Source organism: Paraburkholderia sp. BCC1885 (assembly GCF_900996235.1).
Taxonomy (GTDB): Bacteria; Pseudomonadota; Gammaproteobacteria; order Burkholderiales; family Burkholderiaceae; genus Paraburkholderia.
On record NZ_CAAJGM010000111.1, the window covers coordinates 242,286 to 266,576 of the forward strand.

Annotated in this window: 19 protein-coding genes; 11 read left to right on the plus strand and 8 right to left on the minus strand. The window is 63.7% G+C overall.

Annotated features, from left to right (window positions below):
- Nucleotides 1–7 precede the first annotated feature (7 nt).
- The 3 genes from FQ755_RS10110 to FQ755_RS10120 all read left to right on the plus strand — a co-directional run bounded on the left by FQ755_RS10110 (nucleotide 8) and on the right by FQ755_RS10120 (nucleotide 2,811).
- Complete coding sequence (locus FQ755_RS10110; protein ID WP_144153652.1) at nucleotides 8–1,357, plus strand: ATP-binding protein; 1,350 nt, start codon at nucleotides 8–10, stop codon at nucleotides 1,355–1,357.
- 305 nt (nucleotides 1,358–1,662) lie between these two features.
- Nucleotides 1,663–2,211 (plus strand): peroxiredoxin, encoded by a 549-nt coding sequence (locus FQ755_RS10115; protein WP_144153654.1) that lies wholly within the window; start codon nucleotides 1,663–1,665, stop codon nucleotides 2,209–2,211.
- Nucleotides 2,212–2,286: 75 nt separating this feature from the next.
- Complete coding sequence (locus tag FQ755_RS10120; protein WP_144153656.1) at nucleotides 2,287–2,811, plus strand: carboxymuconolactone decarboxylase family protein; 525 nt, start codon at nucleotides 2,287–2,289, stop codon at nucleotides 2,809–2,811.
- Between the two features lie 650 nt (nucleotides 2,812–3,461).
- Here FQ755_RS10120 and ispF read toward each other — a convergent pair.
- Together ispF and ispD are read right to left on the minus strand one after the other, a co-directional pair.
- Entirely contained in the window at nucleotides 3,462–3,941 is a 480-nt protein-coding gene (gene ispF / locus FQ755_RS10125; RefSeq protein ID WP_144153659.1) for a 2-C-methyl-D-erythritol 2,4-cyclodiphosphate synthase, read from the minus strand.
- A 33-nt stretch (nucleotides 3,942–3,974) separates the two neighbouring features.
- On the minus strand, nucleotides 3,975–4,685 hold the full coding sequence (gene ispD / locus FQ755_RS10130) for a 2-C-methyl-D-erythritol 4-phosphate cytidylyltransferase (RefSeq protein ID WP_144153661.1): 711 nt from the start codon (nucleotides 4,683–4,685) through the stop codon (nucleotides 3,975–3,977).
- A 123-nt stretch (nucleotides 4,686–4,808) separates the two neighbouring features.
- Between ispD and mfd the strand changes: the two genes are divergently transcribed.
- From mfd to mscL, 4 genes are all read left to right on the plus strand, one after another.
- Complete coding sequence (gene mfd / locus FQ755_RS10135) at nucleotides 4,809–8,288, plus strand: transcription-repair coupling factor (protein ID WP_144153663.1); 3,480 nt, start codon at nucleotides 4,809–4,811, stop codon at nucleotides 8,286–8,288.
- 181 nt (nucleotides 8,289–8,469) lie between these two features.
- Entirely contained in the window at nucleotides 8,470–9,711 is a 1,242-nt protein-coding gene (argE, locus tag FQ755_RS10140; RefSeq protein ID WP_144153665.1) for an acetylornithine deacetylase, read from the plus strand.
- 144 nt (nucleotides 9,712–9,855) lie between these two features.
- Nucleotides 9,856–10,878, plus strand: a complete 1,023-nt coding sequence (locus FQ755_RS10145) for a threonine/serine dehydratase (protein ID WP_144153667.1) — start codon at nucleotides 9,856–9,858, stop codon at nucleotides 10,876–10,878.
- Nucleotides 10,879–10,970: 92 nt separating this feature from the next.
- The gene (gene mscL / locus FQ755_RS10150) at nucleotides 10,971–11,420 is read left to right on the plus strand and encodes a large conductance mechanosensitive channel protein MscL (RefSeq protein WP_144153669.1); all 450 of its coding nucleotides are present in this window, start codon (nucleotides 10,971–10,973) and stop codon (nucleotides 11,418–11,420) included.
- 194 nt (nucleotides 11,421–11,614) lie between these two features.
- Here the strand turns inward: mscL and FQ755_RS10155 are convergent, their stop codons facing one another.
- From FQ755_RS10155 to FQ755_RS38545, 3 genes are all read right to left on the minus strand, one after another.
- Nucleotides 11,615–13,603, minus strand: a complete 1,989-nt coding sequence (locus FQ755_RS10155; protein ID WP_144153671.1) for a response regulator — start codon at nucleotides 13,601–13,603, stop codon at nucleotides 11,615–11,617.
- An 83-nt stretch (nucleotides 13,604–13,686) separates the two neighbouring features.
- On the minus strand, nucleotides 13,687–14,166 hold the full coding sequence (locus FQ755_RS10160; RefSeq protein WP_144153673.1) for a response regulator: 480 nt from the start codon (nucleotides 14,164–14,166) through the stop codon (nucleotides 13,687–13,689).
- 157 nt (nucleotides 14,167–14,323) lie between these two features.
- Nucleotides 14,324–15,934 (minus strand): sensor histidine kinase, encoded by a 1,611-nt coding sequence (locus tag FQ755_RS38545; RefSeq protein ID WP_144153675.1) that lies wholly within the window; start codon nucleotides 15,932–15,934, stop codon nucleotides 14,324–14,326.
- Between the two features lie 390 nt (nucleotides 15,935–16,324).
- Here FQ755_RS38545 and FQ755_RS10170 point away from each other — a divergent pair, with 390 nt between their 5' ends.
- Nucleotides 16,325–16,822, plus strand: coding sequence for a hypothetical protein (locus FQ755_RS10170; protein WP_074298569.1), 498 nt, complete (start codon nucleotides 16,325–16,327; stop codon nucleotides 16,820–16,822).
- Nucleotides 16,823–16,979: 157 nt separating this feature from the next.
- Here FQ755_RS10170 and FQ755_RS10175 read toward each other — a convergent pair whose 3' ends face one another.
- Nucleotides 16,980–19,550 (minus strand): AsmA family protein, encoded by a 2,571-nt coding sequence (locus FQ755_RS10175; RefSeq protein WP_144153677.1) that lies wholly within the window; start codon nucleotides 19,548–19,550, stop codon nucleotides 16,980–16,982.
- A 189-nt stretch (nucleotides 19,551–19,739) separates the two neighbouring features.
- Here FQ755_RS10175 and FQ755_RS10180 point away from each other — a divergent pair, with 189 nt between their 5' ends.
- On the plus strand, nucleotides 19,740–20,477 hold the full coding sequence (locus FQ755_RS10180; protein WP_144153679.1) for an ATP-binding cassette domain-containing protein: 738 nt from the start codon (nucleotides 19,740–19,742) through the stop codon (nucleotides 20,475–20,477).
- Nucleotides 20,474–21,280 (plus strand): ABC transporter permease, encoded by an 807-nt coding sequence (locus FQ755_RS10185; protein WP_144153681.1) that lies wholly within the window; start codon nucleotides 20,474–20,476, stop codon nucleotides 21,278–21,280. The genes FQ755_RS10180 and FQ755_RS10185 overlap by 4 nt, the downstream gene beginning before the upstream one ends.
- A gap of 129 nt (nucleotides 21,281–21,409) precedes the next feature.
- Here FQ755_RS10185 and FQ755_RS10190 read toward each other — a convergent pair whose 3' ends face one another.
- Nucleotides 21,410–21,958 (minus strand): DUF6013 family protein, encoded by a 549-nt coding sequence (locus FQ755_RS10190; RefSeq protein ID WP_144153683.1) that lies wholly within the window; start codon nucleotides 21,956–21,958, stop codon nucleotides 21,410–21,412.
- Nucleotides 21,959–22,105: 147 nt separating this feature from the next.
- Complete coding sequence (locus tag FQ755_RS10195) at nucleotides 22,106–23,122, minus strand: zinc-binding alcohol dehydrogenase family protein (RefSeq protein ID WP_144153685.1); 1,017 nt, start codon at nucleotides 23,120–23,122, stop codon at nucleotides 22,106–22,108.
- Between the two features lie 165 nt (nucleotides 23,123–23,287).
- Here FQ755_RS10195 and FQ755_RS10200 point away from each other — a divergent pair, with 165 nt between their 5' ends.
- Nucleotides 23,288–24,250 carry a LysR family transcriptional regulator gene (locus FQ755_RS10200; RefSeq protein WP_144153687.1) on the plus strand — a complete coding sequence of 321 codons (963 nt, stop codon included), beginning with the start codon at nucleotides 23,288–23,290 and terminating at the stop codon, nucleotides 24,248–24,250.
- Nucleotides 24,251–24,291: the final 41 nt, after the last annotated feature.

Here is a 24,291-nt window from a genome sequence, read left to right on the forward strand (position 1 = left end):
AGGGCCCATGCGGATCGACCGGCGCCTCCTGACGCTCGCGTTCGGCGGCCTTTTCTGGCGGACCTTTCTGCTGATCGCGCTGTTGATCGCAGTGAGTCTCGCCGCCTGGTTCCAGAGCTTCCGGGTGATCGAACGCGAGCCGCGTGCGCAGCGCGTGGCCCTGCAGCTCGTCGCCATCGTCAAGCTCACGCGCACCGCCCTCCTCTATTCCGATCCCGATCTGCGGCGCGCCTTGCTGCAGGATCTGGAGAGCAATGAAGGGGTGCGCGTGTATCCGCGCGAGACCAGTGACAAATACAAGCTCCAGCCGGACGAGTCGCTCAACCGGCTGATCGAACACGACATCCGCGGACGCCTCGGCGACGACACCGTCATCGCGCAGAGCGTCAACGACATTCCCGGCGTGTGGATCAGCTTCAAGATCGACGACGACGATTACTGGGTGGCGCTCGACCGCGATCAGCTCGACAACGCCACCGGCCTGCAATGGGCCGGCTGGGGGGTGTTCGCGCTGGCGCTTTCGCTATTCGGCGCGGCCTTTATCACGAGCCTGGTGAACCGGCCGTTTGCGCGGCTCGCCATGGCGGCCCGCAAGGTCGGCTCGGGGCAGTCGCCCGAGCCGCTGCCCGAACGCGGCATGGGCGTAGCCGCCGAAACCAACCGCAGCTTCAACCAGATGGTGCAGGACCTCGAGCAGCTCGAGGCCGACCGCGCCCTGATGCTGGCGGGCATTTCTCACGATCTGCGCACCCCGCTCGCCCGTCTGCGGCTCGAAACGGAAATGAGCCCGTCGGATCAGACCACCAAGGACGCGATGGTCGACGACATCGAGCAGATGGACATGATCATCGGCCGCTTCCTCGATTACGCACGGCCGGTGCAGCGGGTTCCGGAGCCTGTCGATCTTTCGGTGCTCGCCCAGGAACTGGCGGCGCGCATGTCGTCGGAAGATGGGATGCGGCTGATTACGCGGCTGGCGCCATCGGCGATAATCGAGGCCGACGAAACCGATATGCGGCGTGTGATCGGCAACCTGCTCGAAAATGCCCGCAAATACGGGCTGAGCGACGGCGACGGTATCCCGCATGTGATCCTCGAAACGCGCGTGTCGCATTCGCGGGTCGAGCTCTCGGTGGTCGACGAGGGGCCAGGCATTCCCGAAGATCAACTGGCGCTGGTGACGCGACCGTTCTACCGGGTGGACACCGCCCGCACCCAGGCCAATGGCACGGGGCTCGGCATGGCGATCGTGCAGCGCCTCGTGGGCCGGTATCGCGGTGGCCTGCGCCTGCGCAACCGGACGCCGGGGCCGGGGCTCGAAGTCACGATTGAATTTCCGCTCGCCAAGGGTGTCTAGCAGACTCGGGCCGTTGATCGCGGCGGCGTAGTAGCCACGCCGCGTCGCACGCGCGCCGCTGCAGCTGCCGCCGCCCCGCTGCCTCGCCACCCAACGGCCGCGCAAGAAAGCCTCAGCGCGCTGGCGACGTCCGAACAAACTATCGGTTCAGTGAAGAAAAACTATCCGCGGCATTAGTCAAAAACTATTGGTGCGATACGCCAATAGAGTTATAGTTGCTTGTGTGTAATGCATTCGTTACAGCCAGCAGGTAGCTTGAACAGGCTGTTTTCCAACTCATGGGTCACTTTCACAGGAGTATCCGCATGAAAACCGTTGGCGACAAACTCGAAGCTTTCACCGTCACCGCTGCCAAGCCGGGCTTCAATCATCACGAAGAAAACGGCGTGTCGGCGTTCGAAGAAATCACCGAACAATCGTTCCCGGGCAAGTGGAAAATCATCTACTTCTACCCGAAGGACTTCACCTTTGTATGCCCGACGGAAATCGTCGAATTCGGCAAGCTGGCGAACGACTTCGCGGAACGTGACGCGGTCCTGCTGGGCGGCAGCGTGGACAACGAATTCGTGAAGCTGGCATGGCGCCGCGAGCACAAGGACCTGAGCAAGCTGAACCACTATGCGTTCGGCGACGTCAAGGGCGAGCTGATCGATCAGCTGGGCGTGCGCGACAAGGAAGCCGGCGTGGCGCTGCGCGCAACGTTCATCGTCGACCCGGACAACACGATCCAGCACGTTTCGGTGAACAACCTGAACGTGGGCCGCAACCCGGAAGAAGTGCTGCGCATTCTGGACGGTCTGCAGACAGACGAGTTGTGCCCGTGCAATCGTGCTGTCGGCGGCGCAACGCTGTAAGCATTGCAGTGAGAAGCCCGCTAAGCTTGAAAGAGCCAGCGGGCTTTTTTATCGGCGATCTGATAGGAGATATCAATGGAATTCTTGTCTGCGATTAAAGCACTTGTTCCCGACTACGCAAAAGACATTCGTTTGAATCTGGACGGCACGATTGCGCGCTCGTCGCTGGAGGGAACGGACGCGGTGGGCGTGGCGCTGGCGGCGGCGTTTGCGGCGAAGAGCGCGGCGCTGGTGGATGCCATTCGCAACGCGGGCGTGTTGTCCGCCGAGGAAGTAAATGGCGCACTGACGGCGGCAGCGTTAATGGGAATGAATAACGTATGGTATCCGTACATCGAAATGGCGGAGAATGCGGATCTGAAATCGCAGCCGGCCGGCTTGCGGATGAATGCTTATGCTTCGCATGGTGGCGTGGATAAGCGGCGGTTTGAAATGTATGCGCTTTCGGCTTCTATTATTGGCAAATGCCATTTTTGTGTTAAATCTCACTTTGATACCCTCATTGCCGAGGGGATGAGTTCTACTCAGCTTCGGGATGTGGGGAGAATTGCGGCGGTTGTTAATGCTGTTGCTTTGGTTATTGCTGCTGAAGGGAAGTAGGTTTTTTTGTCTGGCTGACGGCTTTTTTGGTGGTTTTATTGGGGTGTTGGCCTTTCCTTGATTTCTTATTGGTTTATTTGTGTTGCCCCTGTGCGGGGCGGCACTTACTTTCTTTGCCGCCGCAAAGAAAGTAAGCAAAGAAAGCGGGCTTCAAACCGCTAGCTTTTAGGTGTCCGCCACTGCCATTAACCGGAAGTGGTCCGAAACCAGATCGTCTCTCGCATTTCCCACGTTCGTGACAAGGGACTCATTCATCCCGTCTACGCACTATGTGCGTGACGGTGCGGCATAACCATGAGTGGTTTGCAGATAGTTAAGGCATAAACAAAGCGCATCGCACGGGCTGTCTCGAATATACCGTTCGGCGGAGCGCGAAGCGCAACGCTGGAGCGGATGAGCCCTGTGTCATTAGGAGGTGATAGTGCGAGAGAACGTCTCGTCTTGGGCCGTTCCCGGTTGCAGACCGGGATGGCTCACTACGGGCTAGCGGTTTAAAGCCCGCTTTCTTTGCTTACTTTCTTTGCGGCGGCAAAGAAAGTAAGTGCCGCCCCGCACAGGGGCAACACTAATAGACCGACAAGAAAGCAAGCAAAGGCCAACACCGCAAGAACAACCACCAAAAGCGCCGCGCAGGCAAAAAAAAGCGAAAATCACTTCCGAATTAACAAAACCGCTGCCTGAGCCTCAATCCCCTCAGCCCTCCCCAAATACCCCAGCTTCTCATTAGTCTTGGCCTTAACATTCACCCGATCCAACGGCAGCTGCAAATCCTCGGCAATATTCACCCGCATAGCTTCGATATGAGGCGACAGCTTGGGCGCCTGCGCAATCACCGTACTATCCACATTCCCAATCGAGAACCCGGCCTGAGCCACCCGCGAAGCGCATTCCCGCAATAAAACCCGTGAATCCGCGCCAGCAAACTTCGCGTCGGTATCGGAAAAATGCCGCCCGATATCCCCCAGCGCGGCCGCGCCAAATAGCGCATCGGTAATTGCATGCAACAGCACGTCGGCATCCGAATGCCCCAGCAGGCCGCGCTCGTAAGGCACCGTCACGCCGCCGATAATGAGCGGACGCCCCTCTACGAGTGCGTGCACGTCATACCCTTGTCCGATTCTGAAATCCATAGCTTGAAGTCCGGTTATCAACGAGAAATCTCTTCAGGAAGCCGCGGGCCGGCTGAGAATCGCCTCGGCCAGGTCGAAATCTTCCGGGTAGGTCACCTTGAAATTGCGCAAGCTGCCTTGCACCAAGCGCGGCGCGTGGCCCAGCCATTCGATGGCGCTCGCCTCGTCCGTCAGGTCGTGGCCGTCCTGCTGCGCCCGCAAAATCGCCTCGCGCAACATGCCGACGCGGAACATCTGCGGCGTCTGCGCCTGCCAGAGCCCATCGCGCGGTTCGGTACGCTCGATCCGTCCGTCGCTGTCCGGGGCAATCCGCTTCAGGGTGTCGGCCACCGGCAGCGCCATGATGCCGCCCACCGGGTCGTCCTTTAGCGCCGCAATCAGCGCGCGGATCAGCCCGGCCGTGATGCCCGGCCGGGCGGCGTCGTGGACCAGCACCCAGTCGTCGTCACGCGCGCCGAACTCGGCCAGTGCGTGCAGGCCGTTCAACACCGACGCCTGACGCGACGCGCCACCGCAGCGGCGCACCGCGAAACGCAGGCTGGCAAAGCGTCGCGCGTCGAAATGCTGGTCGTCTGGGGCGATCACCACCAGCGTCTGGGCGAACTCGCTACACGCGTCGAACGCGGCAAGGGAGAAATGCAGCATGTCGCGACCGGCCACAGTGCGATATTGTTTGGGCATCGCGGCGCCGGACCGGCTGCCGGTGCCTGCACACGGAATCAGAGCAAAAAGACGTGAAGTCACTGGGTGCGGACGCCGCAAAGTCAAAGTAAAGGACGGATTTTATAATAGGTCCTTCGCATCCACGCCATGACACGCGTAAACTTGCCGCTCTCGTGTGACCCACCGGCCGCCTTTTCCGCCTCTATGCCAGACATCGCCGCATCATCGCAGTCCTCCTCGCCCGTCGCGCTCGTCAAGGCCGGCCAGCGTTTTGCCTTCGACGGCACGCACGGCTCGTCCGACGCCCTGCTCATTGCCCGCTATCACCTCGCCTACCGCGAACAGGTGCCGCTGCTCGCCGTGGTCTGCGCGAGCGCCGTGGACGCCCAGCGGCTCGCACAGGAAATCAGCTTCTTCGCGCCCGAAGCCCGGGTGCGCCTGCTGCCCGACTGGGAAACGCTGCCTTACGACACCTTCTCGCCCCACCAGGATCTCGTCTCCGAGCGCCTCGCCACCCTGCACGACCTCGGCGAAGGCCGCTGCGACATCCTGCTGGTGCCGGCCACCACGGCGCTGTACCGCATGCCGCCCGCCTCCTTCATGGCGGCCTACACGTTCTCGTTCTCGCAAGGCGAGCGTCTGGACGAAGCCAAGCTGAAGGCCCAGTTGACGCTGGCCGGCTACGAGCACGTAAGCCAGGTCGTGCGGCCCGGCGAATATTGCGTGCGCGGCTCGCTGCTCGACCTGTTTCCGATGGGCTCGCCATTGCCCTACCGGATCGATCTGTTCGACGATCAGGTCGACTCGATCCGTGCCTTCGACCCCGACACGCAGCGCAGTCTCTATCCGGTAAAGGACGTGCGCCTGCTGCCAGGCCGCGAGTTTCCGTTCGACGAAGCCGCCCGCACCGCCTTTCGCAGCCGCTGGCGCGAGGTGTTCGAGGGCGACCCGAGCCGCGCCTCGATCTATAAGGACATCGGCAACGGCGTGCCGTCGGCGGGGATCGAATACTATCTGCCGCTGTTTTTCGAAGACACCGCCACGCTGTTCCACTATCTGCCCGAGGGCGCGCAACTGGCCTTCGTCGGCGATCTGGATGCGGCCATCAAGCGCTTCACCAACGACACCCGGCAGCGCCACAACTTCCTCTCGCACGACCGCGACCGGCCGATTCTCGACCCGCAACGCCTGTTTCTGTCGGACGCGGACTTCTTCACGTTCGCCAAACCGTTCGCGCGCCTCGTGCTGCCGACCAACGCCGGCGGCGGCTGGTCCACGCCGCTGCCGAATCTCGCCATCGACCGTCACGCCGAAGATCCAGTCGCAGCCTTGCGCGGCTATCTGGAAACGACGCAAAACCGCGTGCTGTTCGCCGCCGAATCCGCCGGCCGCCGCGAAACGCTGCTGCAACTGCTCGCCGACAATCATCTGCGGCCCACGTCGAGCGACAGCTTCAACGACTGGCTAAGCGGCGACGAACGTTTCGCACTCGGTGTCGCGCCGTTGTCGAGCGGCTTCGCGGTGCCGGCCGAAGGCATCGCCGTCGTCACCGAAACCGAGCTGTACGGCCCGCTCGCGCGCCGCGCTGGCCGGCGCCGCCAGGAACAGGCGAGCAACGTCGATTCGATGGTGCGCGACCTGTCCGAGCTGAAGGTGGGCGACCCGGTCGTGCATTCTCAGCACGGTATTGGCCGCTACATGGGTCTGGTGACGATGGATCTCGGCGAAGGTGAGACCGAGTTCCTGCATCTCGAGTACGCGGGCGAGAGCAAGCTGTACGTGCCGGTCGCACAGTTGCACGTCATCTCGCGCTATAGCGGCGCCGATCCGGAAAGCGCGCCGCTGCACTCGCTCGGCTCGGGCCAGTGGGAAAAAGCCAAGCGCCGCGCCGCCCAGCAGATTCGCGACACCGCCGCCGAACTGCTCAATCTGTACGCCCGACGCGCGGCCCGCGAAGGCCACGCATTCAAGCTCGATCCGCGCGACTATGTGAAATTCGCCGAGAGCTTCGGCTTCGAGGAAACGCCCGACCAGGCCGCGGCAATCGCCGCCGTAATCGGCGACATGACGAGCGGCAAGCCGATGGACCGCCTCGTGTGCGGCGACGTCGGCTTCGGCAAGACGGAAGTCGCCTTGCGCGCCGCCTTCATCGCCGTGATGGGCGGCAAGCAGGTGGCGCTGCTCTCGCCCACCACGCTGCTCGCCGAGCAGCACACGCAGACCTTCACGGACCGCTTCTCCGACTGGCCGGTGCGAATCGCCGAACTGTCGCGCTTCAAGTCGACCAAAGAAGTCAGCGCCTCGATCCAGCAGATCAACGAAGGCACCGTCGATATCGTGATCGGCACGCACAAGCTGCTGTCGTCGGACGTGCAGTTCAAGCGCCTCGGTCTCGTCATCATCGACGAGGAGCACCGGTTCGGCGTGCGCCAGAAGGAGGCGCTCAAGGCGCTGCGCGCCGAAGTCGACGTGCTGACGCTCACCGCCACGCCGATCCCACGCACGCTCGGCATGGCGCTCGAAGGACTGCGCGATTTCTCGGTCATCGCCACCGCGCCGCAAAAGCGCCTCGCGATCAAGACCTTCGTGCGCCGCGAGGAAGACGGCGTGATCCGCGAAGCCATGCTGCGCGAGTTGAAGCGTGGCGGCCAGGTCTACTTCCTGCACAACGAAGTGGAAACCATCGAGAATCGCCGGCAGATGCTCGAAGCGCTGGTCCCTGAAGCGCGCATTGCGGTCGCCCATGGCCAGATGCACGAGCGCGAACTCGAACGCGTGATGCGCGATTTCGTCGCGCAACGCGCCAACGTGCTGCTATGTACGACGATCATCGAAACCGGCATCGACGTGCCGAGCGCCAACACGATCCTGATTCACCGCGCCGACAAGTTCGGTCTCGCGCAATTGCACCAGTTGCGCGGCCGCGTGGGCCGTTCGCACCACCAGGCGTATTCGTATCTGCTGGTGCACGATCCGCAGGGCTTGACCAAGCAGGCGCAGCGCCGTCTCGAAGCCATCCAGCAGATGGAAGAACTCGGCTCCGGTTTCTATCTGGCCATGCACGACCTGGAAATTCGCGGCACCGGCGAAGTGCTCGGCGATAAACAGTCCGGCGAGATCCAGGAGATCGGTTTCCAGCTTTACACGGACATGCTGAACGACGCTGTGAAGGCGCTCAAGGAAGGCAAGGAGCCCGATCTCACGGCGCCGCTCGCGGCCACCACCGAAATCAACCTGCACGCGCCGGCGATTTTGCCGGCCGATTACTGCGGCGACGTCCAGGAACGGTTGTCGCTCTACAAGCGCCTCGCCAATTGCGAACATAACGACGCGATCGACAGCATCCAGGAGGAACTGATCGACCGCTTCGGCAAGTTGCCGCCGCAGGCGCATGCACTGGTGGAGACGCATCGTCTGCGGCTCGCCGCGAAACCGCTCGGCATCTCGAAGATCGATGCCGGCGAGGCGGTGATCGGCCTGCAGTTCATCCCCAATCCGCCGGTCGACGCCATGCGCATCATCGAGATGGTGCAGAAGCACAAGCACATCAAGCTCGCGGGCCAGGACAGGCTGCGCATCGAAACCCGCACGCCCGACCTGGCCGTGCGCGTGGCCACGGTGAAAGAGACGCTGCGCGCGCTCGGCGCGCCGACGCGGGGCACCCCGACCGCTGCGGCACGCTAATCGACACAGCTGCGACAGGACCACGACAAACCGGCCACCCAAGGCCGCCAGCCTAGTCCGCAACCCTAGAACGCCCCCGCCATGCTGCAACGCGCAAAACACGCGTGCGGCATGGCGGGCGGTTTAACGGCGCCGGTGTTTTTTCGGTATGATCTAACGACTTAAAAGCCGGAGTCCTGTCATGTCTCACGTCGCCGAATCAGCTCATTCCGCTACCCCGCCCGCCTCTTCCGCCTCGTCTGCTGCCGCTCCGGTTTCGCTCCCCTGGGTCACACGCCTCGTCTCGATGGACACGGTGAGCCGCAATCCGAATCTCGGCCTGATCGAAACGGTGCGCGACGAACTGCGCGGCCTCGGCATCGACGCCACGCTCACGCACGATTCGCGCGGCAAATGGGCCAATCTGTTCGCCACCATCCCCGCTCACGATGGCGAGACCAATGGCGGCATCGTGCTGTCGGGTCATACGGACGTCGTGCCGGTGGACGGCCAGGCCTGGGACAGCGATCCGTTCAAGCCGGAAATCCGCGACGACAAACTGTACGGCCGCGGCACCTGCGACATGAAAGGCTTCATCGGCGCGGCGCTCACGCTCGTACCGGACATGCAGCGCGCGAGGCTCGCCAAGCCGATCCACCTCGCGCTGTCGTTCGACGAGGAAGTGGGCTGCGTCGGCGCGCCGCTGTTGATCGCGGACCTGATGAAGCGCGGCATCAAGCCGGACGGCTGCATCGTCGGCGAACCGACCAGCATGCGCCCGATCATTGCGCATAAAGGCATCAACACGTATCAGTGCTGCGTGCGCGGCCAGGCCGCACATTCGTCGCTCACGCCAAAAGGACTGAACGCGATCGAATACGCGGCACGCCTGATCTGCTACATCCGCGACATGGCCGACCAGTTCCGCGAGCAGGGCCCGTTCGACGAGTTCTACGACGTGCCTTTCACGACCGCGCAAACCAGCACCATCCAGGGCGGCAACGCGATCAATACCGTGCCGGCCGAATGCCGCTTCCAGTTCGAATTCCGCAATCTGCCGACGCTCGACCCGGAGCCGATTTTCGCCCGCATCGATCAATACGCGCGCGAAACGCTGCTGCCGAAAATGCTGCGCGAGCATCCGTCGGCCGCCATCGAAATTTCGAAGATCGCCGCCGCGCCCGGGCTCGATTCGTCGGAGCAGGCCGCCATCACGCAACTCGTGCGCGCCTTGACCGCGGATCAGGACAAACGCAAGGTGGCCTACGGCACCGAAGCGGGACTCTTTTCGCTGGCGGGCATTCCGAGCATCGTGTGCGGGCCGGGTAACATCGAACAGGCGCACAAGGCCAACGAGTTCGTCGCGCTCGAACAGCTCGCCGCCTGCGAGCGTTTCCTCGGCAAGTTCATCCACAGCATGTCGGTTGACGCACACTCGCATTGAACGCGTGCGCCTACGATGCAATCGTCACATACACCTGGATGCCTGCCATTGCATCGCATCCAGTCAAACTGAATGGACAAAAACGCACTGAACCGACGCCGGCCGCCCGACTCCAAAACATAACGAACACTGTTTTCCCACGCCATGTCCACCGCCACGCCGCAGCATACCAACCACACGATCGACGGCGAGCCGATCCCCACACTCGACGACATCGCCTCGCAGCATTTTGCCCTGGCGCCATGGGTCGCTCGCACACCGGTGTTCGACAAGCTGGACTTCCCGTCGCTGGAAGGCACGGTGGTGAATTTCAAGTTCGAACTGTTGCAGGCAGGCGGCAGCTTCAAGACGCGCGGCGCCTTCACCAACCTGCTCGCGCTCGATGAAGCGCAACGCAGCGCGGGCGTCACCTGTGTGTCGGGCGGCAATCATGCGGTGGCGGTGGCGTATGCCGCCATGCGGCTTGGCATCAGTGCGAAGGTCGTGCTGTTCCGTTCGGCCAATCCGGCGCGCGTCGCGCTATGCCGTCAGTACGGCGCGGAAATGGTGGTGGCCGAAACCGGCGCCGAAGCATTCGAGATCGTGCGCCGCATCGAGGCCGAAGAAGGCCGCTACTTCGTGCATCCGTTCAATGGCTATCGCACGGTGCTGGGCACCTCCACGCTCGGCTACGAATGGGCCACGCAAACGCCCGATCTGGACGCGGTGATCGTGCCGGTCGGCGGCGGCGGTCTTGCGGCGGGGGTATCCACGGCGCTGCGCCTCGCCAATCCGCGCATTCATGTGTACGGGGTCGAGCCGGACGGTTCGGACGCCATGAGCAAGAGTTTCGCCGCCAATCACACGATCAGGATGGGACACATGTTCACCATCGCGGATTCGCTGATGGCGCCGCATACCGAACAGTACAGCTACGAATTGTGCCGGCGTCACATCGACCAGCTCGTCACCGTCACGGACAACCAGTTGCGCGCGGCGATGCTGACGCTGTTCCGGCAACTGAAGCTCGCGGTCGAGCCGGCCTGCGCGGCGGCCACTGCCGCGCTGCTCGGGCCGCTGCGCGAGACGCTGCAGGGCAAGCGCGTCGGCGTGCTGCTATGCGGCGCCAATATCGATCCGGTCAGTTTTGCGACCCATATCGAACGGGCTCGCGCGCTTGAGTCATAGTTGCCCGCGCCTTTTAATTCGAGGCCAAAGCACTACCCTATCCCTCCGACGTTGGCTATCATTGGCCCATCGACTTTATGGAGGAATACCCGATGAGCATGGTCAAGGAGTTCAAGGAATTCGCCCTCAAGGGCAACGTGATGGATCTCGCGGTTGGTGTGATTATCGGCGGCGCGTTCTCCACGATTGTCAATTCGATTGTCAAAGACCTGATCATGCCGATCGTCGGCCTCGCTACCGGCGGTCTCGACTTCTCCAATAAATTCATCCGTCTGGGCGAGATTCCCGCGAGCTTCAAGGGCAGCCCCGAATCGTATAAAGACCTGCAAACCGCGGGTGTGGCCGTATTCGGCTATGGCTCGTTCATTACGGTGCTGATCAACTTCATCATCCTCGCGTTCATCATTTTCGTGATGGTGAAATTCATCAACAACCTGCGCAAGCCCGCTCCTGCTGAAGCGCCGCCGCCCGCTCCGACGCCGGAAGATGTGCTGCTGCTGCGCGAGATCCGCGATTCGCTGAAGAATGCGCCGCCGCGTTGAGGCGTTCTAGTGCCGGCTGATGCGTGTGTGAGCGCCGGTTTTTGAGCACCTGAAAGACGAGAGGCCACGCGGCAAAAACCAGTCAGCCCCGGTTCAAAGCACTCAACACGGATTCAAACAAAAGGCCCGCTGCGAGCAATTTCGCAGCGGGCCTTTTTGTCGCCCCAGGCGCCCGGCCGACACAAAAGTTCGCACTACGAGGAATTCTCGCCCGCGCTCTTTTCCGCCTTCACATTCGCCGCGCTTTCGATCAACTGCTCGAGCTGGCCGAAATTCACCGGCTTGGTCAGATGCGCCGTGAAGCCGGCGCCGAGACAGCGGCGCACGTCCTCATCCGTGCCGAAGCCTGTCAGCGCCACTGCCGGCACGTCCGAATGCTCGCGGAAGGCCTTGATGAAATCGAGCCCCGTGCCGTCCGGCAAGCCTACATCGCTGATGATCAGATCGAAGTGGATCGACTGCGTGGCCGCCAGCGCGTCGGCGACGAGCCCCACCACGGTCACGTCATGACCGAGACTGCGGATCAGTTGCGCCATCACCTCGGCGGTATCCACGTGGTCTTCGATCAGCAGGATCGTCAGCAGACCTGCCGGATGCGCCACCGCCGGCGCCGGCGCTACCGCTTGTTCCACCGGCTGGGCGGCGGTCGGCAGCGTGATCGTAAAAGTCGCGCCGCAATGCGCGCCGGGACTTTGCGCCGTCACCGTGCCGCCGTGCACATCGGTTAAGGCTTTGGTAATCGCCAGACCCAAGCCCAGGCCGCCGAACTGCCGCGTCATGTTCTGATTGCCCTGCTCGAAGGCATTGAAGAGCTTGCCGATCTGCTCGGGCTCGATGCCGATGCCGGTGTCCTCGATCGAGATCTGCACGTGCATCCGTTCGTCGCGCGTGCGCACGTAAATGTGGCCGCCGTCGGGCGTGAACTTGGCGGCGTTGCGGATCAGGTTCCACAACATCTGCTGCAATCGCGCCCGGTCGGCGAGCACGTAGTGATGCTGCGCGGCCTTTTCGACATGGACGTCCTGCTGTTTGACCTGGATCTCGCTGCGAAACAGTTCCAGCACGCCGTCGATCACGTCGTGCACATCCACGGTTTCCAGCGACAGTCGCAGCTTGCCGTTCGCCACCCGCGTGAGATCGAGCAGATCGTCGATCAGACGTGCTTCGAGTTCCACATTGCGGCGGATCATCAGCACGCACGAGCGGGCCTGGTCGGGCAACTCGGGAATCAGTTCGAGCACACGCGCGCCGGCCAGCACCGGCGTGAGCGGCGTGCGCAGTTCATGCGAAAGCATGGCGAGAAAGCGGTCTTTGGCACGATTCGCTTCTTCGGCGGCGAGCCGCGCGGCCTGCTCGGAGGCGAGCAGCCGTTCGCGCTCCTCGATCGCCTCGCGCTGCGAATGGATGTCCGTGCAACTGCCGAACCATTTGCGGATCACGCCGGCCGAATCGCGCATGCCGACGATGCGCGCGTCGAACCAGCGGTACGCGCCATCATGGCGACGAATGCGTAGCTCATGCCGATAGTCGCCGGCGTCGCTTCTGACCGCTTTCAGCCAGCTCTGGCGAATTGCCTCGCGATCGTCCGCGTGCACCGCGTCGAGCCACGCGAGACCATACGAGTGGAGCTCGTCGAGCCCGGTGTATTCCAGCCATTGCTTCGACAGGAAATCGCAGTCGCCATTGGCGTCGCAGGTGAGCACGAGATGCGGCAGCGCCTCCGACAAGGTCCGGTAATGCAGTTCCCGATCCCGCAACAGAACCGCGTCAGCGGAGGCTTTCTGCAAACGCACCTGGGAGAGCACGCGTTCGACGGCCTCGGGCAGGTAGTCGAGATAGTCGCCCGACTTCGGCACCACGTCCGAGACGCCGGCACGCAACGCCTCGATGACGCGCGATTCGTCCGTGAAACCCGTCACGAGGATGGCCGGAATCCGCACGCCCTGGGCGCGCAGGCGGCGGAAGAAATCGAGACCCGTTTCGGCGCCGTTCAACTGATAGTCGAGCACGAGCAGGTCCGGCTCGCCGGCGGCGATCCGCTCGCCGGCGCTTTCCACATCGGAACAGAGCGCTACCCGGCAGCCTGCCCGCTGGAGCGACTTGCGCGCAAGGCGCAAGATGCCTTCGTCGTCGTCGACGAGAAGCACATAGGCCGCGGGTGGCGTGGATACGTCTTCGGTCATGCTGATTCTTTCTTTGGCTAGGTCTGCTCTGGCAGGCGCGTGATGGGCGCGTGGTTCAACCCTCAGGGTTCAGGCAATACGCTTTACGAGGCGGCCAGACGCTGGCCCTGCGGCAGTTTCACTACCTGCAGGAAAAACCCGAGACGGCGCACCGCCTCGATAAACGCGTCATATTCGACCGGCTTCGTGATGTAGACGTTGCAGCCGAGTTCGTAGCAGCGCTCGATTTCGCGCGGGTCGTCGGTTGTCGTCAGGACGATCACCGGCATCGGCGCGGTCTGCGGCGCTTCTTTCAGACGGCGCAGCACTTCGAAACCGTCCACGCGCGGCATCTTCAGATCGAGCAGTACGACGAAGTTGCTCAGATCCTGACGCGGCGGATATTTGCCGGCGATCTCGCCGCTCGGCGGAGTGCCGAAAAAATAATCCAGCGCCTGCTGCCCGTCGGCAAAACGCAGGAAACAGTTCGAGATGCCGGCCCGGCGCAAGTTGCGTTCGACGAGCGTGGCGTGGCCGTCGTCGTCCTCGATCAAGATGATACTGACCGTTTCCCCATGCTTCATACTGCCTCCGTGCCCGCGCTTCGCGGGTGCGTGACGATTTGTTCGTATTCCATGCCACTCAGCCGTGCAATTCAGTCATGCAATTCAGACCCGCGCGGGGCGCCCATGCACCGGAGCGCCTCAACACCAAGGCGCCGGGCGGCCTCACCGCGCGGCCTCACAGACGCGCCGGCTGTTCGGGCAAGACGACGAAAAACGTCGAGCCCGCGCCTTCCGCCGATTCCACCCAGACCCGCCCGCCGTGCCGCTCGACCATCCGGCGCACCAGCGCGAGCCCGATGCCGTCGCCCTTCGCCACTTCGCCGTGCAGGCGCTGGAAAGCCCGAAACACCTTCGACATATACGCCGCCGGAATGCCGAGCCCGTTATCGCGCACATAATACGTGCGAGTTCGAAGCGGCGGCGGCTGGCGCTCATCCACCGGTTCCGGCTCGCAGGCGCCCACTTCGATGCGGCCTATGCGGTCCGGATCGAGAAAATTGAGCGCATTGCCAATCAGATTGCTGAAGATCTGCTCGATCGCGCCCGGATCTCCCCACGCCGGCGGCAGTTCACGCACCGTGACGAGCGCGCCCCGTGCTTCGATTGCACCCGCCAGCCCGTCGATGACGCCCGCCACCACCCTCCCGATACTCACGCGCTGCCACTGATACTCCAGCCGGCCGGCCCGCGAAATGCGCAGCAGCGCCTCGATGATCGCCGCCGCGCGTGTCACGGCCGTGCGCAGAAAATGCAACGATTCGCGCACGTCGCCATCGAGCACGCTGATCATGCGGTGCCGCTCGCCGGCGGGCAACTGCGCCGCGTCGATCGTGCTGCGCAACTCATCGCAGGATACCTGCAGTTCCTTGGAGAAGCCTTGCAGGTTGACGAGCGGCGAGCGCAGATCGTGCGACACGCTGTAGATGAACATCTCGTTGTCCTGGGTCTCCTGGCGCAATTCCTCGTTGACCCCGGCGAGTTCCCTGGCACGCGCTTCGAGGCGCGCCTTCAGTATCGCCTGATCCTGGTCGGCGGCGCGCAGGCGTGCGCCGGTCTGGTGCAGGATGGCGTCGAGCGCGGCGATTTCGTCATTGCCCGACAGCGGCGTACTTAACGGCCGGCCATGACCGAGCCGCTCGGCGTTACCGGTCAGCACTTCGAGGCGGCGGCCGATGCTGCGTGCAAACGCCAGCGCGGTAATGCCCCAGATCAGCATGGAGCCGAGCACGGCGGCGATCAACGCATATTGCTGACGGGCTCGCGTCTGCGCAAGCGAGGCGTTGCGCCCGGCGTCGAGCCGCGATTCTTCGGCGACGAAGGCGTCGAGCTGATCGCGAAACAGGGCGACCTGGCGTGGCATGGCGTCGCCTTCGAGGGCCGCATAGGCGCTTATATTGCGCCCCGCATGCAAGCCTTGGGAGATGGCGTCCGCTTCCGCGCGGTAGGCGTCGACCAGCGCGCGCATCTGCCGGACCCGCGCCGCCTGTGGCGGCGTGTCCGCCACCAGCTGTTCGAGACGGTCGAGGCGGTCGGCAAGATCGACCCACGCCGCGCGGCGGTCGATAAACATGGGGTCGCCCACCACCATGCCTGTACGAACCCGCGCGGCCTGACGCAACAGCGGGTCGATCAGTGACGACGACTGATACAGAATGTGCTTGCTATTGGCCACCCACGCCGCGGCTTGCGCCGCCTGCTGCTGGGTATCGAAGACGAGGCCGAGCAGTCCCAGCTCGACCACGCTCGGCATGGCAATCAGCAGCAGACCCTTGGTGAAAAGTTTCATGTTCGCCTGGAAGTCCGTCGGGTCGCCGCGCGGTCGAGGTGATGGGCTGCGCGCCGCCTCCACGCGGCGCAGGCCGCTGAACCGCCGCAGCGGAACCGGGCCATTATCGACGTGAATACGAGATATTTCAATCTGCTGCCGAGGAAGCGCTGGCCAACACAAAACTGTCTTTTTTTAACGGTGAGAGCCTCACCTACGCGGCACGTGAGACTATTATGGAGACAGGAGCGGTGAGTTGGGTGCTGGGATGCGAATGCGCGCGGCAAGGCGATTCGGCACGATTCGTGCGGATGGGTGTGAGGCGGATTGAGCGCCGAATCACCGTGAGTCCGGCATTTTCGTATGCTATAAAAGATCGACGTGCGGCGGCGCGAAGCCGGGAGTGGTCGCATGAGGACGCTGCGTTTCTTGCAATTCTTTTTCAGGCGAATTTTTATGTCCTTCCCGAAAAAGCGTAGGCGCGCGAAGGTGGACGGCGATGAGTCGTTCCTCGCCGTGCTACGGCATTTCAAACCGTTCGGTCAGCTCGACACCAAGATTGCGCGAGCCCGTGCCCAGGACGAACCCGTACTCTACGCTCACGTGCTGCCCGGCCTCGATGTGCTTCTGTGCAGCGTGCGCGGCGCGCAGCCGCCTTATCCCGCGCCCGCCGAATTGCGGCGCCGCTGCATCGAATCGATTGCCAACGCGCTGGAACAGCCGCTCGACGGCCTCGAAAACGGCGGCTACTGGTACGAAGCGGACGGCTTCGGCTTCCTGGTGTTCGCGAGCCGCGCGCGCGGCCGGATCTTGCCGGAGTTCGGCGCCACCCGCACGGTAGGCGGCGCGCGCCGCGGTGTGCGGCGCCAGGATGCCGCCGGTGATGCCGCGCCCCGCTCGCTGCGCTGACTCAGTGCGAAGTTCGACGCTGAGTTCGGCGCCGGCTTCGGCCCTTGTCTCTCCGTACCTGTCTATTTAGCCGCTAATATCGCCCGTTATTTCGTTATTGAAGTCACTTGAACTCGCCGCTGGCTGCGGCGAGTTCGTTTAACTTTTCCCTGCTGCTTTAACTTCCCTTGTAGACGCTGCCGTTCGACGCAGGCTGCACTGCCGCCGGCGCAGCACGCTTGCTGCTGCTCGCGCCTTTGGTCGTGGCCGGCGGTGCCGACGCAACGCCGTCGAGCGAGATCGGCGCCTGCAGCTTTTCCTTCTGTCCCGGCGGCGGCGCGCTTGGCTTCGCGCGCACGTTCGCCAGCAGTTGCGCGCACGGCAGCGGCTTGTTATTGCTCGGCGCGATCAGCGGAATCAGCGCGGCAAACGGATTGATCAGTCCGAGTCCGACCATCGCCCCGCCGCGCAACGCCAGCGCGGTGGCGTTGACACCGACGTGCGGATCCTTGAAGGTCCCCTTCACGTAGAGCGGCGAGCGCAGCGAAAACACCCGGAAGCCCTTCGTATGCGGATGCACGCCGAGATCCATGGTTTCGTCGCGCAGGTTGACGTTGCCGTCGATGTCGATCACGGCGTCGTCGGTGTCGAGCGCGAAGACACGCGGATCGAGCACCCCATCCGTCACGACGAAGTCCGAGGCCGCGCAGTTGATCTTCACGTCGGCCGAGCCGAACAGCTTTTCGTAGACCACGTTCGCCACGTTCAGGCCGGCCGCTTCCATCAGCAGACGGCTCACGGTGCCGTCGGTGACGAGCGCCTTGATCTCGCCGTTCGAAGTCGCCGCCAGCGCCGCCGGCGAATTGCCGGTGGCGGAGAGCGAGGCGTCGCCATTCACTTCGCCGAGCGCGCTTTGCATGGTCTTGAAGTTGGGGAACAGTTGCTTCAGCTTCAAATGGCGCGCCGAGGTGGCGAAGCGTCCCTTGAGCGGCGTGCCGCTGCCGTCCAGATGAATTTCCGAAGCCAGCGTGCCGCCCGCCACGCCGAACGACAACGGCACCAGCGACAGCACGCCGTCGGCCATCACCACGTGCGTGTAGAGATTGGTGATCGGCAAGTCCGGATTCTTGATGATGCGGCGCGCGGTGAACTTGACGTCGGCGTCGATCGCCTTCCAGCGGTCGGTGCGGAACTGCTCGACCGGCAGCGCCTTGTTCGACGGCTGCTGGGCCGCGTCGCCGCGCTTGGCCTTGCTGGCGTTCGAGTCGGCGCCGATGATCGGCGCGAGATCGGAGAATTGCAGCAGGTTCGACACCAGGTCACCCTGCAGTTTCGGCCGCGGCTCGCCCGCCGTGTAGGTCAGCGAGCCGTTCAGGTCGCTGCCGCCCACCCGGCCTGTAAAATTTTCATACTTGAAGACACTGGCGTTGCGCTTGAACTGGCCGACGAGGCGGCCTTCGGTGGCATACGGCGGGGTGTCGGGCAGGGTCACGCCCGTCAGGTTGTATAGATGCGCCATGCTGGTGCCCTGCACCCACAGCTTCATGTCGATGGCGGCGAGGTGAGCCGGGTCCGTGACCGTGCCGACCACCGCCACGTGCAGATAGTCGCCGATCTTGACGTCGGCCTGCAGCGGGAATGGCCGGTTGACGTCCTGCAACGCCAGCACGCCGCCGAGCTTGCCGCTGCCCGTGACCGGATTGTGCTTGTAGGTGCCCTTGGCGGTCCAGCCGATCGCATACGGCGGCACCGGCGGACGCGCGCCAGCGCCCACGCTGCTGGCCGGATTGACCGGCGCGGATGCCGCCGACGTCATGGTGGAGTGGCTCGCCACGTTGCCCGCCGAGGCAGAGGCCGAACTGGCGCTGCCGGATTCCGCGGCCTGCGCGGCCGATGCGCCGCCCGCATGGGAGGCCGCCGCCGTGCCGGACGCGCTCAATGCGCCCGACGCACTGGAAGCCGCAGCGGCATTCGAAGCAGCGGAACCCGCCGAGGCGCCCGTTGCAGCCGAAGCGGCCGCAGCCGCCGATGCCTCGGCCGCCTCCGACGCCGAAATCGCGTTGGCCTGCGCCGTCAGGCGTTTGGCGCCCTGCTTGCCGACCACCTCGGCGGATGAACTGCGCGAGGCCTCTTCCTGTTGCTTCAGCACATCGCCGATCGGAATGGCCTGGCCGAGCGTGTCGACCACGACGTGCATATCGGCCTTGTTCTGCTGATCGGACAGGTCGATGACGCCTTTGTCGAAGGCAATATCATGCAGTTCGAGGGTCCATTCGGACGGGCCAGCGGATGACGCCAGCTTGAACGTCCAGTTATTGCGGCCATTGAGCACCCGCTCGAGGTCGACCGAGGGATTCACCAGATTGATCGCCGGAATCACGATGTCATGCGCGAGCAGCGGCAGCACTTCCACTTCGAAGTCGATCTCGTCGAGCGTCGCGAAGTGCTGCTGTTTGGTCCAGTCCGGATTCGCAATCGTGATGTTGGCGGCGGAAAAGCGCGGCCACGGCACCCAGCCGCGCCAACCGGTCTCACCCACCGGATGACGCCAGCCCACTTTCAGATCGCCCTGGATGACGAACTGCCGGCCGATCGCCTCGCTCACTTTCTGATCGACCCACGGACGCGCGCGGTTCCAGTCGAAGGTCAGAATAAAAATCGCCAAAGCGGCAATCAGGACGATGATCACGGCTACCAGCCATGCGATGATCTTGCCGATTCGTCTGCCGATCGTGCGCGACGCTGCCATGAGACACTCCGGTTCTTGCTGTTTGGCCTATCGGGGCAGCAGTTAACATGCCCGGCTTACGGCGCGGGCCTTGAGTCCGCATCGTTATGCAGCCATCAAGGGCCATCCGCGCCACGACTCGGGAATGACGTAGAAAAGCCGGCCCGCCATAGCCGGCGCAGCCTTGTATCTCTGACCCACCTTCTCACCATGACGCACACTCCCCTCGTCGAGGCGACGGACATGGCGCGGCAGGATCCGCGTAGCCGCCAGATGCTGCTGCAGCCCACTCGCTTCGCGCTGCAGGTGGGCGACCGCGTCGCCCTCACCGGACCGTCGGGCTCGGGCAAGAGCGTGTTCCTGCGCGCCCTGGCGCTGCTCGATCCGCTCTCGGGCGGCCAGATCGCCTGGCACGGTCAGGCGGTCGACCGCGCCAGCATCACGCGCTACCGGCGCAATGTCGCCTACATCCAGCAACGGCCCGCGATTCTGGACGGCACTGTCGAAGACAATCTGCGCTATCCGTTCTCGCTGCAGATTTATCGCGACGTGCGGTTCGATCGCGCGCGGGCGGCCTCGCTCGCCGCCCAGGCGGGTCGCGGCGCCGACTTTCTCGACAAGCGCGCGAGTGAACTCTCGGGCGGCGAGGCGCAGATCGCCGCGCTGATCCGCGTGCTGCAACTCGCGCCGGAAGTGTTGCTGCTCGACGAACCGACCGCCTCGCTCGACCCCGAGTCGTCGCATGCCATCGAAGGTCTCGTCGATGCCTGGTTCCATGCTGGCCTCGCGCATGCGTCGACGCACGCATCGGTATGGGTATCGCACGATCCGGCTCAGGCAAAGCGCATGAGCGAGCGTCATCTGACCATGCATGCGGGCGTGCTCTCCGAATCCTCGACGAGCCCGCTCTGCCCGCCCCAAAGCGACAACCCGGAGCCCGCTCGATGACCCTGCAAAACCTCAGCCTGTGGGATGTGGCGATCGCCGCGCTGCTGATCGTCGTGAACGGCGCGGTGTCGTTGGCGCTAAAGCTCGATCTCGAACGCAAGCTCGCCTGGGCGGCGGTGCGCACCGTCGTGCAGTTGCTGGCGATCGGTTATGTGCTCGGCTGGGTATTCCAGTTCGACCGCTGGTTCGTCGTGCTGCCGTTGATGGTGCTGATGACCCTGATCGCCGGATTCGCGGGCGCGCAACGCGGCACGCGCAGCTATGCCGGACAGCGCCAGGACAGCATTGTGTCGATCTGGGTCAGCTCGTGGCTGGTGGCGGCGGTGGGACTATTCGTCGTGATCCGGATCCGGCCGTGGTACGAGCCGCAATATGCGATTCCGATACTCGGCATGATTCTCGGCAACACGCTCACCGGCGTGTCGCTCGGCATCGAGCGCATGACAGAAGAACTGACCTCGCACCGCGATCGCGTCGAGATGGCGCTTGCACTCGGCGCCACGCGCTGGGAAGCGGCACAGGGACCGGCGCGCCAGGCAGTGCGGGCCGGCATGATCCCGACGCTCAACCAGATGGCGGTGGTAGGCGTCGTCAGTCTGCCCGGCATGATGACGGGCCAGGTGCTGGCCGGGCAATCGCCGTTGCAGGCGGTGCGCTATCAGATCGTGATCATGTTCCTGATTGCGGCGGCGTCGGCGCTCGGCACGGTGGGCGCGGTGTTGCTGACGTACCGGCGGCTGTTTTCCGCGGACCACCGGTTTCTGGCGTCGCGATTGGTGGAGCGGGCTGCGGCCTCGCGTTAGCCGTGCTCGTGATCATGCTCGTGGTCGTGCTCGTAGTCATGCCATAAGTGGCTGTCATAAGCGGCCGTCACGGCGCACACAGCGGCAAAAGTCGCGCGGCGCGATAAGCATCGCGCCTTTCAATCCCGCTCACCGTTTGGCCGACACCGCCAGCTGGGTTCCGTCATTCAAGCTCAGCGTTTTGGTGCTGCCGTTGGTGGGCATCGTAAAACGCACGATCTGACTCACTGTTTCGCCGTTCGGACACTTCAGTGTCTTGCCGCCGTTCGTCACGGTTTTGGTGCCGTGCGGCGTCTGTGCCTGGAAGCTCAACTGAACCGTGGCGGTGCCGTCGTTGGCGACCACTGGCGCAAAGCGGATCTGCGTTTGCCGGATCATCGCGCCGTTGGTGTCGACCGGCAGCGAGGCGTCGACCGGGCACTGATCCACGGCTGCGACCGGACCACCTGGCGGCACCGTTTTCCACGTGAAATCGTCGGACTCACCCGAGCGGATCGTGCGCGTTTCCTGCGCATCGCCAAACTGTTTCGAGGTGACCTTGACGGTGTAGCGGATCGGCCCGTCCGTCGCGGCCTGCGAGGTCACCGTGATCGGCGTGGCCGCGTGAGCGAATGTGGCAAAGGTACAGGCAAGCGAAGCAATCATCGAAACGGCGGAGAGTCTGAAGCACGGGCTCATAGTGTCACCTCCTCGTTATGCCGCTGCACGCCCGCTATGCGAGCGTGCGCGGCTATTTTTGCCTGGAGCCCTGTCAGTCTACCGCCAAGCGGACCCGAACGCGCCTCGCGCGGATCGGGTGTTAACCCGCTTGCGGTGCAGCGTTTTCTAGAAGCCGCTCAGCACCAGCTTGCCGATCGCCCGCCCTTCTTCCAGCAGTTGATGCGCACGCCGCAGGTTCTGCGCGTTGATCTTGCCGAGGTCCTCGCCGATGGTCGTGCGCAAGGTGCCGCCGTCGACCAGGCGCCCCACTTCGGTCAACAGTTTGTGCTGCTCGATCATGTCGGGCGTGCCGAACATCGAACGCGTGAACATGAATTCCCAGTGGAAAGCCGCGCTCTTCGCCTTCAACAATTCAACCGGGAGCGGCTTGCTGTTTTCAACGATCGTGCAGATGCCGCCCTGCGGTTTGATGACGGCTGCCGCCGCCGGGAAATGCTTGTCGGTGTCGTTGAACATCAGCACGTAATCGACCTGTTCGAAACCGATCTGCTTCAACTGGGCCGGCATGTCGCCGAAGTGATCGATGATGTGGTCCGCGCCCAGCCCGGTTGCCCACTTCGCCGATGCCGGACGCGAGGCCGTCGCGATCACGGTCAAACCGGCGAGCTGTTTGGCGAGTTGAATGCCGATCGACCCGACCCCGCCCGCACCTCCGATGATCAGCACCGAGCGGCCTTTATCCGCGCCTTGCGGCGACACGCCGAGGCGATCGAACAAGGCTTCCCACGCGGTAATCGCGGTCAACGGCAATGCGGCGGCGTGACTGAAATCGAGCGAAGCCGGCTTGCGGCCGACAATCCGCTCGTCCACCAGGTGATATTCGCTGTTGGCGCCCGGCCGCGTGATGCTGCCGGCGTAAAACACCGGATCGCCGACCTTGAACAGGGTGACGTCCGGTCCCACCGCGGCGACCGTCCCGGCTGCGTCCCAGCCGAGCACGCGCGGGGTGGTTTCGACGCTGTCTTTCGGCGAGCGCACCTTGAAGTCGACCGGGTTCACCGAGATCGCCTCGACCTTGACCAGTAGGTCGCGGCCAGTGGCTTGCGGTTGTGCAATCTCGAGGTCGAGCAGTGCTTCGGGATGATCAATGGGCAAATAGCGATAAAGGCCGACAGCTTTCATGACAACTCCTGGTTCGTTGGGTCGTTCGTGGATGGATGTTCGTGGATGGATGTTCGTGGATGGATTCGCGAGGGACGCCGCGCAAATCATGTGGCTATCTTAAGGCGATCCTTACCCACTTAAAACGTGCATAATGACTTAAACATTTTCTTGTAAATCAGAATAATGGACTCTGCCGGTCAATCCCGTCCTGCGTCATCGCCCGCGCTTCTGGAGCGTGAGCGGCTCGATCTGCTCGACGTCGCGCTGTTCGTGCGGGCGGCGCTGCTCGCCAACGTGTCGGCAGCGGGCCGCGAGTTCGGTCTGTCCGCGGCCGTGGCGAGCGCGCGGCTCGCGCAACTCGAACGGCTTTTGGGCGCGCGTCTGCTGCATCGGACCACGCGGCGCATCAGCCTGACGCAGGACGGCGAGATTTTCATGGCCCGCGCGCAAACCTTGCTCGACGCCGCGGCGGCCGCCCGCGCCTCGGTCGGCCGGGCGCAGACCGAGCCGCAGGGCCGGCTGCGGATGTCGATGCCGTCGTCATTCGGGCGGCAGCATGTGTCGCCGGCGATGCCCGAATTTCTGCGCCGCTATCCGGGCGTCAACGTGGATCTGCGGCTATCGGACCACATCGTGGATCTGCTCGATGCCGGAATGGACCTGGCGCTGCGCATCGGCGCGCTGAAGGATTCGACGCTGGTGGCCAAACGCCTGGCCGTGAACCGCCGGGTGATTTGCTGCGCGCCGTCCTATCTTGCCGAACGAGGTGTGCCGCATCATCCGGCAGACCTCGCCCAGCACGAATGCGTGATCCTCGCGGACCAGACCACGTGGGCCTTCGAAACGCCCTCCGGGCGCCTCGACGTGCGCGTCGGCGGACGGCTCGCGACCGATAACGGCGAAGTAATCCGCGACGCGCTGCTGGCCGGCTTCGGGATCGCCCTCAAATCGACGTGGGACGTCGCGCCGTATCTGCGCAGCGGCCAACTGGTGACGATTCTCGACAGCTATCCTCTCGCCGAGACCGTGGCGATCTGGGCCGTCTATCCAAGCCGCGCATTCGTGCCGCCCAAGACGCTGGCGATGATCGAGTTTCTCGCCGGACACTTTGGCGATCCGCCGTATTGGGACGCGGCGCCCCGCTGAACAGGTTCCAGCAGAGCGAACGAAGCGCCGCTCCCGCGAAT

Bases quoted from the DNA above. Each gene is read 5' to 3' on its own strand.
- FQ755_RS10110 (WP_144153652.1), top strand. From the start codon at position 8: ATGCGGATCGACCGGCGCCTCCTGACGCTCGCGTTCGGCGGCCTTTTC.
- FQ755_RS10115 (WP_144153654.1), top strand. From the start codon at position 1,663: ATGAAAACCGTTGGCGACAAACTCGAAGCTTTCACCGTCACCGCTGCC.
- FQ755_RS10120 (WP_144153656.1), top strand. From the start codon at position 2,287: ATGGAATTCTTGTCTGCGATTAAAGCACTTGTTCCCGACTACGCAAAA.
- ispF (WP_144153659.1), bottom strand. From the start codon at position 3,941: ATGGATTTCAGAATCGGACAAGGGTATGACGTGCACGCACTCGTAGAG.
- mfd (WP_144153663.1), top strand. From the start codon at position 4,809: ATGCCAGACATCGCCGCATCATCGCAGTCCTCCTCGCCCGTCGCGCTC.
- argE (WP_144153665.1), top strand. From the start codon at position 8,470: ATGTCTCACGTCGCCGAATCAGCTCATTCCGCTACCCCGCCCGCCTCT.
- FQ755_RS10145 (WP_144153667.1), top strand. From the start codon at position 9,856: ATGTCCACCGCCACGCCGCAGCATACCAACCACACGATCGACGGCGAG.
- mscL (WP_144153669.1), top strand. From the start codon at position 10,971: ATGAGCATGGTCAAGGAGTTCAAGGAATTCGCCCTCAAGGGCAACGTG.
- FQ755_RS10155 (WP_144153671.1), bottom strand. From the start codon at position 13,603: ATGACCGAAGACGTATCCACGCCACCCGCGGCCTATGTGCTTCTCGTC.
- FQ755_RS10160 (WP_144153673.1), bottom strand. From the start codon at position 14,166: ATGAAGCATGGGGAAACGGTCAGTATCATCTTGATCGAGGACGACGAC.
- FQ755_RS38545 (WP_144153675.1), bottom strand. From the start codon at position 15,934: ATGAAACTTTTCACCAAGGGTCTGCTGCTGATTGCCATGCCGAGCGTG.
- FQ755_RS10170 (WP_074298569.1), top strand. From the start codon at position 16,325: ATGAGGACGCTGCGTTTCTTGCAATTCTTTTTCAGGCGAATTTTTATG.
- FQ755_RS10175 (WP_144153677.1), bottom strand. From the start codon at position 19,550: ATGGCAGCGTCGCGCACGATCGGCAGACGAATCGGCAAGATCATCGCA.
- FQ755_RS10180 (WP_144153679.1), top strand. From the start codon at position 19,740: ATGACGCACACTCCCCTCGTCGAGGCGACGGACATGGCGCGGCAGGAT.
- FQ755_RS10185 (WP_144153681.1), top strand. From the start codon at position 20,474: ATGACCCTGCAAAACCTCAGCCTGTGGGATGTGGCGATCGCCGCGCTG.
- FQ755_RS10190 (WP_144153683.1), bottom strand. From the start codon at position 21,958: ATGAGCCCGTGCTTCAGACTCTCCGCCGTTTCGATGATTGCTTCGCTT.
- FQ755_RS10195 (WP_144153685.1), bottom strand. From the start codon at position 23,122: ATGAAAGCTGTCGGCCTTTATCGCTATTTGCCCATTGATCATCCCGAA.
- FQ755_RS10200 (WP_144153687.1), top strand. From the start codon at position 23,288: ATGGACTCTGCCGGTCAATCCCGTCCTGCGTCATCGCCCGCGCTTCTG.